Source organism: Bacillus sp. Marseille-Q1617, from assembly GCF_903645295.1.
Classification (GTDB): domain Bacteria; phylum Bacillota; class Bacilli; order Bacillales; family Bacillaceae_B; genus Rossellomorea.
The window spans coordinates 1,117,886-1,134,131 of the sequence record NZ_CAHJXM010000002.1 but is presented as its reverse complement, the minus strand read 5'-3'; the positions used below and the strand labels follow the sequence as shown (position 1 = coordinate 1,134,131).

The window sequence follows — 16,246 nt, the reverse complement described above, 5'->3', positions numbered from 1 at the left end:
ACCCTAAAAGGTTTGTGAACTACTATTAATTGGATTTCGCAAGGACCAGTTCGTCCTCATATACGATGAGCCATAAAGAGTCATCAGCAGACAGCGGATGGATTTCCAATGGCTTTGTTTCTTTTGACAGCTGCAATGCAACTTCTTGTTGATCGATCGCCACAATGGCTCTATGATCGTTTTTCTCATAACGAAATGATTGACGGGTTGAATGACCATGTTCAGGCTGCTCGGCCTGCGTCAGCACATCCAAACCATCTGAAAAAAGGATCCAGTCTTCTTTCTTGGTTTTCACCCACAGGCCATCCCCGTCCCCATGGATTTTCATTTCCTCGATATGTTCCTTCATTGCTGCTGTGTGAAGCACGTTAAAATGGAACTTATTTTCTTTTTCAATATCATATAGGACAAGAACCTGCTGATCACCAACCATTTTGGTAACCGCTGCAACCGCATTTTGATCGCCGTCCTGTTTCTTGAGGATCTGCGCGGATGCAAGAGGTTTCTCATCATCATCCACTCCCCGGGAGGGTGCAGAATATATAACACCGATTGCAACGACAAGCATGCATGAGGCAATCAGTATAAATCGTATGTATTTTTCACGCTTTGTTTCTATCAAAAGCCTTCACCTGACTAACGTATTTACCACTCTTAATTATAACATACGAAGAAACACAGGACTGAAAATAATTGCAATATTTAGGCAGAAATTTGGTAAATACTGCGCAGGCATCAGGATAGGTTTAATTAACTTAGCCCGGCACGAACAAGTCATAAGGCTGGAATCGGATTGTATGATATGGAGATGGGTTGGTGACAAGCTGCACTAGATTAGACGAATGACGATACAAGCAGGTTTTAAATGATCCAGTAAAGAAAAAGTATTTTTTAAACTCGATTCGTCTTTCTATACGAATCTTAAATACTTCCTTGACTTCTATTCTTCTACGTCATATAATGTTCTTTGTGTAAAATAATGCAGCTTCAGTGAAGTCCTTTGTGTTTGTATTTTGTTCCTCTTATGTTGAGGTGTATCTTGTAACCCTCTGCTGCTAGGGCGAAGGTACATGAAAACAAAATACACATAATTGTTAATTCACAGGTGTTTTTATTTTACAACAAAATAAAAACAATAAAGGAGGAGTCTCTCATGGCTCGTTATACTGGTCCAAGTTGGAAATTATCTCGTCGTCTTGGAATCTCTCTAAGCGGTACGGGTAAAGAATTAGAAAAGCGTCCTTACGCTCCAGGTCCTCATGGTCCTAACCAACGCAAGAAAATCTCTGAATACGGTTTACAACTTCAAGAAAAGCAAAAACTTCGTCACATGTACGGAGTAACTGAACGTCAATTCCGTAACCTATTTGACCAAGCTGGCAAATTACAAGGTAAACACGGTGAAAACTTCATGGCTTTACTTGAGTCTCGTCTAGACAACGTTGTTTATCGTTTAGGTCTTGCACGTACTCGCCGTCAAGCTCGTCAGCTTGTTAACCACGGTCACGTAACGGTTAATGGATCTCGCGTAGATATCCCATCTTTCCGCGTACAACCTGGACAAACAATCTCAGTTCGTGAAAAGTCACGCAACCTTGACATCATCAAAGAAGCTCTTGAAGTGAACAGCTTTGTTCCTGAATTCTTGACTTTCGATGCTGACAAGCTTGAAGGTACTTTCACTCGCGTTCCTGAGCGTTCTGAATTACCAGCTGAAATTAACGAAGCTCTTATCGTTGAGTTCTACTCTCGTTAATCTTTGTGAAGAAGAAACTCTGCTCTTTATGGGCAGGGTTTTTTGTTATTTTGGGAAGAAACGAATCTTCAGTAAGTTCGATTTTGGTGATGCGTGAGACCCTGGCAGTGATGAAAATTCGACAAGCTGCTCAATTATGAAAAAAGTGGCGCATTCATTCTAAAAGTGGCTTAATTATCCAGAAAGAGGCGCAATTATTCTGAATGCGGCACAATAAATATTAATATAGTTATATCTCCCCTCTTTCTCACCCATTTCTCCTTGCTACTCTCCCATTTAAATGAAAATCAAGCTTCCTCCACTCCAAACTTATCTTAAATCCGCCTGCCTTCAGCCGAATTCATGCAAAAACAGCGCAATCCCCAAAACAGAGATTACGCTGTCCATTCAAAAAACCACTTCTTACACGTACTGAATCTTAAAGTACTTCTTCTTCCCGCGGCGGATGATCGTGAACTGTCCTTCGATCATATCTTTCTCATCGATCACATGCTGCAGGTCTGTCACGCGTTCGCCGTTGATGTAGATCGCACCGTTGCCTACATCTTCACGCGCCTGGCGTTTTGAAGGTGAAATTTTCGCGTTCACGATCAAATCAACGAGCCCGATCGCATCTCCTTTTGGCTGTTCGAATGAAGGAACATCCTTGAAACCTTCCAGGATTTCAGATGCAGATAGTGATTTGATGTCTCCGCTGAACAGGGCGCCAGTAATTCTGATTGCCTGTTCCAATGCTTCTTCCCCATGGATCATTTTTGTCATTTCCTCTGCAAGTGCTTTTTGTGCTTTGCGTAAATGAGGTTCGGTCTCTACTGAATCTGCAAGGGCATCGATCTCTTCTTGAGACAGGAATGTAAAGTATTTCAGGTATTTCACGACATCGGCATCAGCCGTATTGATCCAGAACTGGTAGAACTCGTAAGGAGACGTCTTCTCTGGATCCAGCCAGATCGCGCCGCTTTCCGTTTTACCGAATTTCGTTCCGTCCGCTTTTGTTACAAGAGGAATCGTGAAACCGAATGCCTTTGTTTCTTCTTCATGCGTTCTGCGGATCAGTTCAAGGCCGGTCGTGATATTCCCCCACTGGTCGCTTCCGCCGATTTGAAGCTTGCAGTTGTAGTTGTCGTATAAGTGATTGAAATCAAGCGCCTGAAGAATCGTGTATGTGAACTCAGTGAATGAGATCCCTGATTCCAGACGGGATGAGATCGTATCTTTTGCCAGCATGTAGTTGACACCCACATGCTTACCGAAGTCTCTCAGGAACGTCACCACATCCATCGCGCCGATCCAGTCGTAGTTATTCACCATGACCGCTCCGTTTTCACCATCGAAGTCGAAGATGCTTTCCAGCTGATTTTTGATGCTTGCTGCGTTGTGTCTGATCGCATCGATCGTCTGCAGTTTACGTTCTTCATTCTTTCCGCTCGGATCACCGATAAGGCCTGTTGCCCCTCCGACCAAAACCAATGGACGATGTCCTTCATTTTGAAAACGGCGGAGAGTCAGGAAAGGCAGTAAGTGACCGATGTGCATACTGTCTGCAGTCGGATCGATTCCGCAGTAGATCGAAATGCTTTCTTTATCTAAAAGGTTCTTTAACCCTTCAGCGTCAGTTTGCTGGTACGTGATTCCACGCCATTCTAAATCCTTCAATAATTCCATATCCAATCTTCCTCCTTCTTCTCTTCCATTCACTCAACACAGCCGTAAAAACAAAAAAGTCCCTGCATATATGCAGGGACGCTGTCGCGCGGTACCACCCAAATTAAGGAAAAAACATCCTTCACTCAAAAAAGATAACGGCTTTCACCGTTTGCTGCTACTAAGAGTTCACAGCAAAAGCTCCAGGATGTAATTCATCTGCATTTTGTGTCAGTTTTCAGCGGCCACTGACTCTCTGGGTAACAGGGAATGCAAACTACTTGATCCTCTCATTGCGGTAGGGTCTGTATGTCAAATGAATTGAAAAAGTTCAATACTAACTATATTAGGTTTTTACCATAATGCATTACTTTAGTCAATAAAGTCAAGAATTTTTTATGTCAAAATACCTTTTTTATTTGACTTTTTACGACAGTGTTCTCTTGGATATGCTATAATAGGAATGTTCTAGGGGGAATGAAAATATGAGAGAAACATGGAACAAATTACTTGAAAAATTAGATCCTGTCATCAGGTTCTTTACAAATACCGGAGTTCAAAAACGAGCAAGAATTACATACGGAGTATTTTGGAACCTTGCCCTGATCACCATTGTTGTATTGGTACTCGGGACGGCTTTCGCAGGGGGCGTGGGGGCCGGTTATTTCGCATCGCTGGTCAAGGAAGAGCCGATTCGTTCTTACGACCAAATGAAAAAGGACATTTACAATTACGAAGAAACCTCGCAGCTTTATTTTGCCGACGATGTCTATCTTGGAAAATTAAGGACAGATCTTGAACGTGAAGAAGTGAAACTGGAAGATGTGTCGGAGCATCTGCGAAATGCCGTCATCGCCACAGAAGATGAGTATTTCAAAGAGCACAATGGAGTGGTTCCGAAAGCGATCATGCGTGCAGTGCTGCAGGAATTCACCAACTCTTCCACTCAATCAGGCGGAAGCACGCTCACACAGCAGCTCATCAAGAACCAGATCCTGACCAATGAAGTATCCTTCGAAAGAAAAGCTAAAGAAATCCTTCTAGCCCTGCGGCTGGAAAGATTCTTTGAAAAGGACGAGATCCTCGAAGCCTATCTCAACGTTGCAACATTGGGAAGAAATTCATCAGGCCGTAATATCGGCGGAGTCCAATCTGCTGCCCAGGGAATTTTTGGCGTGGATGCAAAAGACCTGACCCTTCCACAGTCAGCATTCATAGCCGGGCTGCCCCAGGCTCCTTTCAGTTACACGCCATTCATGAATAATGGAGAACTGAAAGAGAACCTCGAGCCGGGTATGTCACGTAAAAACACCGTCCTATACAGGATGCATAGAGAAGGTTATATCACGGACAAGGAATATGAAGACGCAGTAGCCTACGATCTAACAAAGGATTTCATTGAGCCGAAAGCTTCTCCAAGCGAAAACTACCCTTGGCTGACAGCCGAACTTGAAAGCAGGGCCATCGACATCATGACGGGTGTTCTTGCCGAGAAAGACGGTTATTCGAAGCAGGACCTTGAAAATAATGATGAATTGGAAGAGAAATACCACACACTGGCTGACCGCAATGTCCGTCAAAGCGGGTATGAAATCCATTCCACCATCGATAAAAAAATCTATGATCAAATGCAGAAAACAAAAAATGCTTATGACATGTACGGTCCTTCAAAAACCGTCACAACAACCGACCCTGAAACCGGTGAAGAAGTCCAAGTTGAAGAACCGGTTCAAGTCGGCGCCATCATGATAGAAAACAAGACTGGAAGAATCATAAGTTTCATCGGGGGCCGTGATTTCAAACTCGAGCAGTTGAATCACGCAACATCCTCCTACCGCTCGAATGGTTCGACAATGAAGCCGCTTCTTGCATACGCACCTGCATTGGAGTATGGCTACATTTCACCGGGTTCGCCCCTGCCTGATGTCGGGGTGAATATCAATGGATGGACACCGGAAAACTACTCATTGAAGGAACGGGGACTATTCCCTGCACGATTTGCACTGGCAGAATCATTGAACCTTACGGCGGTCAGAACGTATGCAAACATTTATGACCGCAATCCATTCAACGAATTCCTGATGAAGATGGATTTTGCAAAATTGGGCCGGGTGGATAATAACTTGTCCCTTGCACTCGGAGCCACCACACAAGGTGTGACGGTCGAGGAAAACGTCAATGCTTATTCGACATTCGCCAACGGCGGAAAATTTGTGGACGCCTATATGATCGATAAGATCGTCGATCAAGACGGAAATATTGTGTTTGAACATAAATCAGAGCCAGTGGAAGTTTACAGCCCGCAGACGGCTTACCTGACGATCGACATGATGAGGGATACGCTCGACCATTCACTTGGGACTGGCCGCTATGCGAAAAGATTCCTGAACTTCTCATCGGATTGGGCAGGGAAATCGGGTACTTCCCAGGATTATAAAGACCATTGGTTTGTTGCTTCCAACCCGAGCATCACATTTGGTACCTGGTTTGGGTATGATACACCTTCAGACTTAAATACAGCAGCATCCCGTGCGCAGTATGGACATTACGGATTAAGAAACATTCGTCTATGGTCCTTCCTGCTGAATGATACAAGAGACCTTGCACCAAACCTGATCGATCCCGAAGGCTCCTTTAAAGAACCGGGCGGAATCGTACGACGTTCATTCTGTTCAATCTCCGGACTGCTTCCTTCAGAAGCATGTACGAAAGCCGGACTTGTCAAGAGTGATCTGTTCAATGCCAAATTTGTACCGACCAAAACCGATGACAGCTTGCTGATGAGCCGTTACGTGATGGTCAATGGAAAGAAATATCTGGCCCTTCCTAATACACCGGAAGAATTTTCACAGCCAGGGGTCATCCTGAATCCTGATTTTGTGAAAAATGTATTCGGTAAAGTGCCTGGGGATGCTTCAAAACTGATCCCTCAGGAAGATGAACGGTTTAAAAATGTTCTGATTGCAGAGAATAAAATTTCTGATGATGGAGCTGCACCCGGCACGGTGAAAGCTTCTGTGAACGGAAATAAGATTACATGGACTTCTTCCGGAAGCGGGGATGTCGTCGGTTACCGTGTTTATTCTAAATCCGGTAGTAAAGTAGGCAGCGTCAAATCAGGTGACAACTATTCCGTTTCAGTGGGTAACGGAGAGTATTTCGTCAAGGCCGTCGATGTGGCCGGTAAAGAATCGTCTCCGTCCAACACGGTTCAAGTCGGGAAACCGGAACCAAAGCCTGAAAAGCCAAAACCGGAGCCGAAGCCTCCGGGCGGGGATAAACCAACAGATCCCAAGCCTCCGGAGCCGGATAAACCGGAACCTCCTCCAGCTGACGGCGGCGGAGATGGCGGCGGAGATGGCGGCGGAGATGGCGGCACCACGCCTGAACCTCCTGGTGATGATGAACCAACGGATCCTAAACCGCCTGAAGAAGGAACAGAATAAAAAATGGAAAACGAGCACAGAATTAGTTTCTGTGCTCGTTTTTTGATGAATGGAGAAATGTCATGCAAAAACCCCCGCTTCAATAAGCGGGGGTTTTCTTATAACGATTAATCTTCCATCGTACTTAAATCACCAGTAGGTAAATCCAGCTCCCATGCTTTCAAGACACGGCGCATGATTTTACCGCTTCGGGTCTTTGGAAGTTTTTCACGGAATTCGATTTCACGTGGAGCGGCGTGCGCAGCCAATCCTTTTTTGACAAATTGGCGGATATCTTCTTTCAGCTCATCTGTCACTTCGTAGCCGTCACGAAGTGCTATGAAGGCCTTGATGATTTCACCGCGTACAGGGTCAGGTTTACCGATGACACCGGCTTCTGCGACTGCAGGGTGTTCAACAAGCTTGCTCTCCACCTCGAACGGGCCTACGCGTTCACCGGATGTCATGATGACATCGTCCACACGGCCCTGGAACCAGAAGTAGCCTTCTTCGTCCATATACGCTGAGTCCCCTGATACATACCAATCACCCGGCATGAAGTAAGACTCGTACTTCTGCGGATTGTTCCAGATCTGGCTCATCATGGATGGCCAGCCTTTTTTGATAGCCAGGTTCCCCATTCGGTTCGGAGGGAGCTCATTCCCCTGATCATCGACGATCGCAGCCTTCACTCCCGGGAAAGGTTTACCCATTGATCCCGGCTTGATTTCCATGCAAGGATAGTTACAGATCAACTGTCCTCCCGTTTCCGTCATCCACCACGTATCATGTATGCGCAGGTTGAAGACCTTCATCCCCCAGCGCACCACTTCAGGGTTAAGGGGTTCTCCCACACTCAGGATATGGCGAAGGGAACTTAGATCGAACTGTTTCACGACCTCATCGCCGGCACCCATCAGCATCCTGAAAGCGGTCGGTGCACTGTACCATACGGTCACCCCGTAATCTTCTATCGTTTTATACCAATTTTCAGGCTTGAAGCGCCCTCCTACAATGACGTTTGAAGTACCTGTCAGCCATGGGCCGAAGATTCCGTATGAAGTACCCGTCACCCAGCCAGGGTCCGCCGTACACCAGTATACATCTTCTTCCTGCAGATCCAGCACCCATTTAGATGTCTGGTAGTGCTGAAGCATTGCATTATGAACATGCAGCACTCCCTTAGGCTTTCCTGTCGAGCCGGACGTGTAATGCAGGATCAGACCGTCATTCCGGTCCACCCACTCGACTGCAAGCTTATCACTTGCTTCTTTGAATTTTGCATTGAAATCAACATGTACATCATCTTCCTGCACGTTATCCCCGATAAGGAATACATGTTTGAGATGAGGCAGTTCACTGACAGGAACACGGTCCAGCAGTTCAGGAGTCGTGATGAGAACCTTTGCTTCGCTGTCCTCCAGGCGGTCCCGTACAGCGCCCTCCATGAATGCTTCGAATAAAGGACCGACAATGGCGCCCAGCTTCACTGCTCCGAGAACGGAGAAATACAGCTCGGGTGATCTTGGCATAAAGATGAACACACGGTCCCCTTTTTCCACATCACCGTATTGTTTCAGGACGTTTCCTGCTTTATTGGATAATTTCTTCATATCAGTGAACGTGTATTTTTCATCACGTTCAGGATCCCGATAATAAAGGGCAACTTTATTTTTTCTGAATGATTCTGCATGACGGTCAATCGCTTCATACGCTAAATTTACCCGTCCTGTCTCATGCCATGAAAATTCTTTTTCAACTTCCTTCCAATCAAAAGAATCATAAGTATTTTCATAGCTTTCAAGATTATAGTTCCCCTTCGTGACTGGTAACGCTTCCACTTTCATATACCGAATCCCCCTTATGTAAGAATTTACAACCTTATTATAGTATATAAATTATATTTTCTCAATTTTTTAAAAAATCAGTTGTATCGATTATCCTCAATATTTATAGGATTGATACCATTTAAACCATTGATTTATAGGTATTTTACAATAATGTTCCGCTGGCAAAAATTTATTTCAAACGTCTGAAAATTTTGTGAAAGCGCTCTACTTTTTTCTATTTCATGTATAATAGATTGAGAGGAATATCTTTAGGTGGTGTCCAGATGAAATTGAAGAAAACCTATAATGCAACTGAGGTAAAGACAACAAAAGGAAACTTGATCATTGAAGGGCCTATTCATGCAGAGGAACTGGCACGTCTTGATTTTCATGAAGATTTGGTCGCTTTCAGACCTCCTGCACAGCAGCATAAAGCTCTTGTCGAGATTGCCGGTTTGCCTGAAGGAAGGATTATAATCGCAAGGGATAATCATACGATTGTAGGCTATGTTACATATCTATATCCAGATCCTCTTGAACGTTGGTCTCAAGGGAAAATGGAGAATTTGATCGAGCTCGGTGCAATTGAAGTCATTCCAAAGTATCGCGGTGCCTCAGTCGGAAAGCACCTGTTAAAAGTATCAATGATGGATGACAATATGGAAGACTTCATTGTCATTACAACCGAATATTACTGGCATTGGGACCTGAAAGGAACGGGGCTGAATGTTTGGGAGTACCGCAAAATCATGGAGAAGATGATGAATGCGGGAGGGCTGGAATATTACGCGACCGATGACCCTGAAATCAGTTCCCACCCAGCCAACTGCCTGATGGCGAGAATCGGAAAAAGGGTCGACTCCGAATCCATCCAGAGATTCGATCAGCTTCGATTCATGAACCGTTTTATGTATTAAACTATTCGTTTTCTAGAAGGGGTGGAGAGCATGATAGTCGAAGAAATTATGAAGACGGAAGTGGCTGTCTTAAAACCGGATGATACGATTGAATCAGCCATTAATTTAATGAGGGAAAAGAAAATCAAGCATATCCCCATCATCAATGATCACTCAGAAGTCATCGGGATTGTAAGTGACCGCGATGTCAAGGACGGTACACCCTCTATATTTGATGATGATTCTTCTGCCGCTGAGCTGAAGAAACCTCTCAAATTCATTATGAAAACAGATGTGATTACAGGGCACCCCCTGGATTTTGTCGAGGAAGTTGCCGCTTTATTTTATGAACATCACATCAGCTGCCTGCCGATTGTAAGGGAGAACAAGCTGATCGGGATCATTACGGAAACAGACCTCCTCCACACGCTGATCCAGCTGACAGGAGCCAATCAGCCCGGTTCACAGATTGAGGTAAAGGTCCCTCATCGTGCGGGTATATTATATGATGTGGCAGGCATTATCCGTCGCCATAACAGCAATATTCTGAGTGTACTTGTATACCCTGATAAAAAAGATGAAGCCTATAAAATACTTGTCTTCCGGGTAAGGACGATGAATCCGATGAACGTGATAGAAGATTTGAAGAAAGAAGGATATGACGTGTTATGGCCAAACATGCCGGGAATGTCTTCATGATGAAAGATGCAGTATTTATTTATTCCGACGAACTTCTCGGGTACCGTTTCAATGATCAGCATCCTTTCAACCAGACCAGATTGACGCTGACTATGGATTTATTGAAGGAAGTCCAGGCCCTCCATCCGGGGGAGATCATCCCGGCAAGAATGGCAACGGATGAAGAGTTATTTCTCAATCACGACCCCAACTATGTAAACGCTGTCAAGAGAGCAAGTACTGGCCAGCTCCCTCCTGAACAGGCAGAAGGTTACGGAATCGGTACTGAAGATACACCGATGTTCGATGGGATGCACCAAGCAAGCGCCTATCTGGTCGGAGGGACGCTTACAGCAGTTGATTACGTGATGACCGGAAAAGCGAAACATGCGCTTCACCTCGGCGGCGGGCTTCATCACGGCTTTAAGGGTAAGGCTTCCGGCTTCTGTATATACAATGACAGTTCTGTTGCCATCCGGTATTTACAAGAAAAATATAATGCCAGAGTGCTGTATGTCGACACGGATGCCCATCACGGGGATGGTGTTCAGTGGTCTTTTTATGACGATCCCGATGTCTGTACATTGTCCATCCACGAAACCGGCAGATACTTGTTCCCCGGCACAGGCAACATCAATGAACGCGGCCATGGGAAAGGGTACGGATTTTCATTCAATATCCCGTTGGATGCATTCACAGAGGATGAATCCTGGCTCGAAGCATATGAAACAAGCTTCCGGGAGGTTGTTGAATTCTTCAAACCCGATGTCATCCTGACTCAGAATGGTGCAGATGCCCATTACTATGACCCATTGACACATCTGTCTGCCACGATGAACATTTACAAGGAAATTCCCCGCATCGCCCACGAACTGGCTGAGAAGTACTGCAACGGCAAATGGATTGCGGTAGGCGGCGGCGGATATGATATTTGGCGGGTCGTCCCGAGAGCCTGGTCCTTGATCTGGCTGGAGATGACCGGACGGGTGGATGCATCCGGCGCCCTCCCGCCGGCTTGGATTGAACGGTGGAAAAGTAAAGCAGGAGTTCCACTGCCCACTGAATGGACCGACGCTCCAGACATTTATCCAGCCATACCGCGGAAAGGCGAAATCACTGAAAAAAATAGACATACCCTTGAAAAAGCCCTCTATCCCATCCGCCAGCAGCTTAGGCAGAAACCCGGAAGTTGAGAGAGCAGATAACAGGCTCAGAGTCTATAGCCGACAGACTCTGAGCCTTTACTATCTTTACCTTCCCTTCACTTTCCTGCAACAAAAAAACCACTTCAACTTTCACTGTTGAAATGGTTTCCTATTCTACGATTCTTCTTCATAAGCAGGGTCGCTGACGATGATCTCCACTCTTCTATTCTTTTGCAAATTATCAGATGTATCATTCGGCGCAATCGGACGCGTATCACCGTAGCCTACTGCGATGAATCGTTTTGGGTCCAGGTTTTCAGCCTGGATCAAGTATCGGATCACAGCACTGGCACGTGCCGAAGAGAGTTCCCAGTTAGAAGGAAATTGATATGTAGAAATCGGCCTGTTGTCCGTATGCCCTTCCACTTTTACAAAGTTGGGGATTTGAGACAGCAGATTTCCCACTTTATTTAAAAACGGATAGGATGTTTCAAGGATCGCTGCTTCGCCAGAGGCAAAGAGTGCCTGTTCCTGCAGGACAAGGACGACTCCTCTTTCCGTTCTTGTCGCAACCACGATGTCACTCAATTCGTTTTCTTTTAAGTAAGCTTGGATTTCTGTCAGTAATTCCTGCAAGTCTTTCTCCCGCTCTGCCCTTGTGTCCCTTTGATCAGCGTCCATTTCTATTTCAGGCTCGCTTGACGGCTTTTCAAATGGGATGACAGATGGGTAGAATTCAAGAATCTGCTTCTGTTGAAATGAATCGGCAATGGCGCGGAATTTTACTATATCAATCTGCGACATTGAAAAAAGCAGAATAAAGAAAACGAGAATAAGAGTGATCAAATCCGAAAAGGTCACCATCCATCGCGGAGCATTCGCTCTCGGCTCAATCGGTTTTCTTCTACGCCTCATCAAGGGCTGCCCCCTCCTGCTGCCTTTGGGCATATCTCAGCAGTTCGTCGTGTGACAGAAAGACTTTGAGCTTTTCTTCAAGTATTCTCGGATTCTGTCCTGATTGGATCCCCACTACTCCTTCGATGATGATTTGCTTCATGAACACTTCTTTTTCCGTACGCATGGCTAACTTAGATGCCATGGGGATAAATACAAGATTGGCAAGAAGTGATCCATACAAGGTCGTCAGAAGCGCAATGGCCATATTGGGCCCTAATGAAGATGGATCATTCAGGTTCTTAAGCATCAGGACAAGGCCAATCAGGGTTCCGATCATTCCCCACGCAGGTGCATATTCCCCTGCCTTGTCCAACAAGCTTCTGCTCTTGCGGTGACGCTCTTCAAGAGCAATGATTTCAGCTTCCATAATATCTGTCATGACATCAGTTTCGATCCCATCAACAGCTAAAAGGACCCCTTTTCGTAAGAAAGGGTCCTCAATTTCTTCCACTTCCGCTTCTAAAGCCAGAAGACCCTCTCTCCTGGCTTTTTCAGAAAGCATGATGAAGGTGCGGATCAACCCATGGGTGTCATAATCCTCGTCCCGGAAGGATTCACGCATGACTTTCCCCAGAGTTTTAAGTTCTTTGATTGAGAAGCTCACCAGCATGGCAGCAATCAAACCGCCGATGACAATAAAAATAGAGGGAAGGTCCACAAATGAACCAAACCCTGAAAGCCCTGAGTTTGAAATGATCGCAAACGCTACAAAAAGAAAGCCTGCGACCACTCCGATAGGCGTAAGAACATCAATCTTCTTCATTTTGACTCTCCCTGTAAATAAGTTTTGTCTTATTATTTATATCGACAAAAACCTTATTTTGTTGAGCGTCTATGTTCAATGCGGTGAGGTAATACAACCGTTTCTTCTTCAACCGTTTCTTTATTCATGTATTTCGTCAAAAGTCTCATCGCCACAGCACCGATGTCATAAAGCGGCTGAACGACTGAGGTCAGTTGAGGTCTCACCATGAGAGCAAGCCTTGTATTATCAAAGCTGATGATCTCCACATCCTCAGGGATCGTGACACCACTGTCCTGCGCTCCGTGCACTACGCCAAGGGCCGTTTCATCGTTCCCCACGAAAATCGCTGTCGGTTTATCATCCAGCTCCGAGAATTTCTGCCATGCTTCAAGGCCGGAATCATATGTGTACTCGCCTTCCACCACAAGGTCATCGCTGAATTCCACTCCTGCAGAAGCTAATGCTTCTCTATATCCCTCCAGCTTGAACTTCATATTGATCGTATCGTGGAAAGGGCCACTTACAAATCCTATTTGTTTGTGTCCTTTATCAAGCAGTTCTTTCACTGCGTCGTACGTTGCAGCCTTATAGTCAATGTTTACGGATGGAACTGTATTGGTTTCTTCCACTGCACCTGCAAGGACAATCGGAACCGGGGAACGTTCGAACTCCTGAACATGCTCTTCCGTGATATGTCCCCCCATGAACAGGATGCCATCCACTTGTTTTCCAAGCATCGTGTTCAACAAATGAAGTTCCTTTTCAGAGTTTTGATCCGAGTTGCTCAAGATGATATTGTATTTGTACATAGTTGCAATATCCTCGATCCCGCGTGCCAATTCAGCATAAAAGATATTTGAAATATCCGGGATGATGACTCCGACTGTTGTCGTCTTTTTACTCGCGAGTCCTCTTGCTACTGCATTGGGACGGTAGCCCAAGCGGTCGATGACCTCTAGTACTTTCTTTCTTGTTGCCGGTTTTACGTTCGGATTTCCGTTTACTACACGTGATACAGTGGCCATCGATACATTGGCTTCCCGCGCTACATCGTATATTGTTATATTCATTACTGACACTCCTTTAACTTCTCAACTTATTAATGTTATTTTACACTAAACAATCCATAAGAAAAAAGCGATTACAATGGTTTGTTAAAAAATGCACATATTTAGCATTAAAAAATTTATTATAACAGTCTTTAGTCTATTTATCTGCAATTATGTTGATTATCATACGACAGAGTTTGGTTAACTGCAATAAACGGGTATAAAAATTCCCTTTCCCGCCGCTTTTGATTTCCGTGGAAGACTTCGCTTTCCGCGGGTGGTTGGTGAGCCTCCTGATATGAACAAAACTGTCAATACAGGTGCTCCCCATTCGATTTTGAATTATTTTTGTCCGCCTTTAAGAAGCGAAGCCCCTACAGCTTCTTTTAAACTTTGCTTTGACTGTGCGTTTCCTACTGGTTTTCTCCTTTCATTTAGGATGAAACTAAAGGTAAGCACACGGCACGAAGGCAAAAATGTTCGACTGCGGTTAGCACTCTGATATTCGTGGATTCACACATTTTATCTTTCCGTATGAAGGACTTTCCCACTAACTCGTAACGTGCATTCATCTGACGAATCAGACTAGCACAGAGGAGGCACGTGGATGTTCCTTCCCGGTGTTGATCTTTGCCTTCGAGCCCTAAGCTCATCTCATCTTCGTTTCGTTTGGGCAAAACTGTATACAAGGAACACTAGATCACTTGAAACAAAGGATTTACTGATGAATCGGTTTGATTTCTTGGAAATCGCCCAAATAAACCCAGCTAGTTCCCTGGCGACAGCGGTAATGGCTTTATTTTTTTCTTTCCCTTTAGAAACCAATCGGTAATATTTTTTATGGAGTCTGTTTTGCGCTTTCCAGGAGATTTCCTTCACAGTAAGCGGACTTCCTTGTTGACGCTTTTTTAAATCACCTTTAACGGCAGGTGAATATCGGTAACTCCAGGCAGCTTCAATTAACAGTTTTCTCAAATGTCGGTTACCGGCTTTTGTGATTTGCCCCTGGTGTCTGCGTTCACCACTTGAGTACTCACTCGGAATCAATCCGGCGTAAGCCATAAATTGAGGCGCCGTCTGAAAGCGTTGGAAACACGCTACTTCTGCGACAAGGCTGGTCGCCGTAATCAGTGCGATGCCCCGTAGTGATTGAAAAGCCTGGATCATCGGTGCGTGCACATTTTTTGTGGACTGTTCGCGAATCTCTTCTTCAAGTCTAATCACCCGCTGTTGAAGCTCTTTGAGTTGATGATAGTATTCCTGAAATACAACACGCGCAGATGAATACTCGAACTTCAGTGTATCAAGCCACCTGTAGTATTTAATTGTCCAACGATTCACACCATCGGGTGGCCGGATTTCGTGACGCATCAGGAATTTAGTCAGCCGGTGTCTGGCACGCAGCTCATCTTCTTTTGCATCTTCACGGCAGCGAACCAGATCACGCAGTGCTTCACCTTCTTCTGAAGGCACATGGATCGTTGTTAACTCACCAGCTCTATAGAGCTGAGCGAGTCGGATGGCGTCTCTTTTATCTGTTTTCACACGCTCCCCAGGCTTTTGAGGAATGAGTGATGGCGCAATAATATCACAATGCACACCCATTGAAGTCAGTAAGCGATAGAGTGGATAGCCTGTTGGTCCAGCTTCATAACACATGTACAGGTTTTCAGATTGACCAAGCTTTTTCACGAGAGACCGGAGGGCTTCAGCAGTATGAGGAATCATGCCATAGTACCTTGGAGCTTCACGTCCTACATCTGCGATGGCAACTGAAATTTTTTCTTTAGATACGTCTAAACCAATAAATTTTGTGGTATTCTTCATAATAAGCTAGCTCCTTTCGTAATGTAGCTCTGATTGGGTTTGATTGTGCTTACTTTCATATACCCAGTTAACCTACGAAGTTACGAATAAGGAGCTAGTTTTGTTCATGATAACTCGTCGCTTGCGCTCCTGTGGGGTCTCACCTAACTCGCTTTTCCCGCAGAAGTCTTCGTCTTCCACTCCAATCAAAAGCTGGAGAGAACTCAAACCACAATTCATTTAACCAACAATACCTATATGAACTTTTCAAATTAAAAAGGCTGGACTTTGCGTGAAAGTCCAGCCTTTTTTCTAT

Annotated in this window: 12 protein-coding genes and 1 other annotated feature; of the genes, 5 read left to right on the top strand and 7 right to left on the bottom strand. The window is 45.0% G+C overall.

The features are described from left to right. Nucleotides 1–25: 25 nt before the first annotated feature. Complete coding sequence (locus HWX64_RS17035; RefSeq protein ID WP_175990669.1) at nt 26–622, bottom strand: hypothetical protein; 597 nt, start codon at nt 620–622, stop codon at nt 26–28. A 531-nt stretch (nt 623–1,153) separates the two neighbouring features. Here HWX64_RS17035 and rpsD point away from each other — a divergent pair. After that, the gene (rpsD, locus tag HWX64_RS17030; RefSeq protein ID WP_071619207.1) at nt 1,154–1,756 is read left to right on the top strand and encodes a 30S ribosomal protein S4; all 603 of its coding nucleotides are present in this window, start codon (nt 1,154–1,156) and stop codon (nt 1,754–1,756) included. 402 nt (nt 1,757–2,158) lie between these two features. Here the strand turns inward: rpsD and tyrS are convergent, their stop codons facing one another. After that, nucleotides 2,159–3,421, bottom strand: coding sequence for a tyrosine--tRNA ligase (gene tyrS, locus HWX64_RS17025; protein WP_175990668.1), 1,263 nt, complete (start codon nt 3,419–3,421; stop codon nt 2,159–2,161). A gap of 71 nt (nt 3,422–3,492) precedes the next feature. Beyond that, nucleotides 3,493–3,703: a binding site (T-box leader), on the bottom strand. A 182-nt stretch (nt 3,704–3,885) separates the two neighbouring features. Between tyrS and HWX64_RS17020 the strand changes: the two genes are divergently transcribed. Continuing rightward, on the top strand, nt 3,886–6,846 hold the full coding sequence (locus tag HWX64_RS17020; RefSeq protein ID WP_175990667.1) for a transglycosylase domain-containing protein: 2,961 nt from the start codon (nt 3,886–3,888) through the stop codon (nt 6,844–6,846). A gap of 107 nt (nt 6,847–6,953) precedes the next feature. Here the strand turns inward: HWX64_RS17020 and acsA are convergent, their stop codons facing one another. Beyond that, entirely contained in the window at nt 6,954–8,672 is a 1,719-nt protein-coding gene (gene acsA / locus HWX64_RS17015; protein ID WP_175990666.1) for an acetate--CoA ligase, read from the bottom strand. 266 nt (nt 8,673–8,938) lie between these two features. Between acsA and HWX64_RS17010 the strand changes: the two genes are divergently transcribed. From HWX64_RS17010 to HWX64_RS17000, 3 genes are read left to right on the top strand one after another with little or no spacing between them, the layout of a single operon-like run. Continuing rightward, complete coding sequence (locus HWX64_RS17010) at nt 8,939–9,571, top strand: GNAT family N-acetyltransferase (RefSeq protein ID WP_175990665.1); 633 nt, start codon at nt 8,939–8,941, stop codon at nt 9,569–9,571. Between the two features lie 30 nt (nt 9,572–9,601). Further along, nucleotides 9,602–10,249, top strand: a complete 648-nt coding sequence (locus tag HWX64_RS17005; protein WP_175990664.1) for an acetoin utilization AcuB family protein — start codon at nt 9,602–9,604, stop codon at nt 10,247–10,249. Then, entirely contained in the window at nt 10,246–11,421 is a 1,176-nt protein-coding gene (locus HWX64_RS17000; protein ID WP_175990782.1) for an acetoin utilization protein AcuC, read from the top strand. Before HWX64_RS17005 ends, HWX64_RS17000 begins: the two co-directional genes overlap by 4 nt. Before the next feature lie 126 nt (nt 11,422–11,547). On the opposite strand, the gene motS is transcribed toward HWX64_RS17000, so the two are convergent. The 4 genes from motS to HWX64_RS16980 form a co-directional block, all read right to left on the bottom strand. After that, the gene (gene motS / locus HWX64_RS16995; protein ID WP_175990663.1) at nt 11,548–12,288 is read right to left on the bottom strand and encodes a flagellar motor protein MotS; all 741 of its coding nucleotides are present in this window, start codon (nt 12,286–12,288) and stop codon (nt 11,548–11,550) included. After that, complete coding sequence (gene motP / locus HWX64_RS16990; protein ID WP_175990662.1) at nt 12,278–13,093, bottom strand: flagellar motor protein MotP; 816 nt, start codon at nt 13,091–13,093, stop codon at nt 12,278–12,280. The genes motS and motP overlap by 11 nt, the downstream gene beginning before the upstream one ends. A 53-nt stretch (nt 13,094–13,146) precedes the next feature. Continuing rightward, nucleotides 13,147–14,145, bottom strand: a complete 999-nt coding sequence (gene ccpA / locus HWX64_RS16985) for a catabolite control protein A (protein ID WP_175990661.1) — start codon at nt 14,143–14,145, stop codon at nt 13,147–13,149. Between the two features lie 633 nt (nt 14,146–14,778). Further along, nucleotides 14,779–15,951: an IS110 family transposase gene (locus HWX64_RS16980; protein WP_254871185.1), complete on the bottom strand. Its 1,173-nt coding sequence runs from the start codon at nt 15,949–15,951 to the stop codon at nt 14,779–14,781. Between the last annotated feature and the right edge of the window lie 295 nt (nt 15,952–16,246).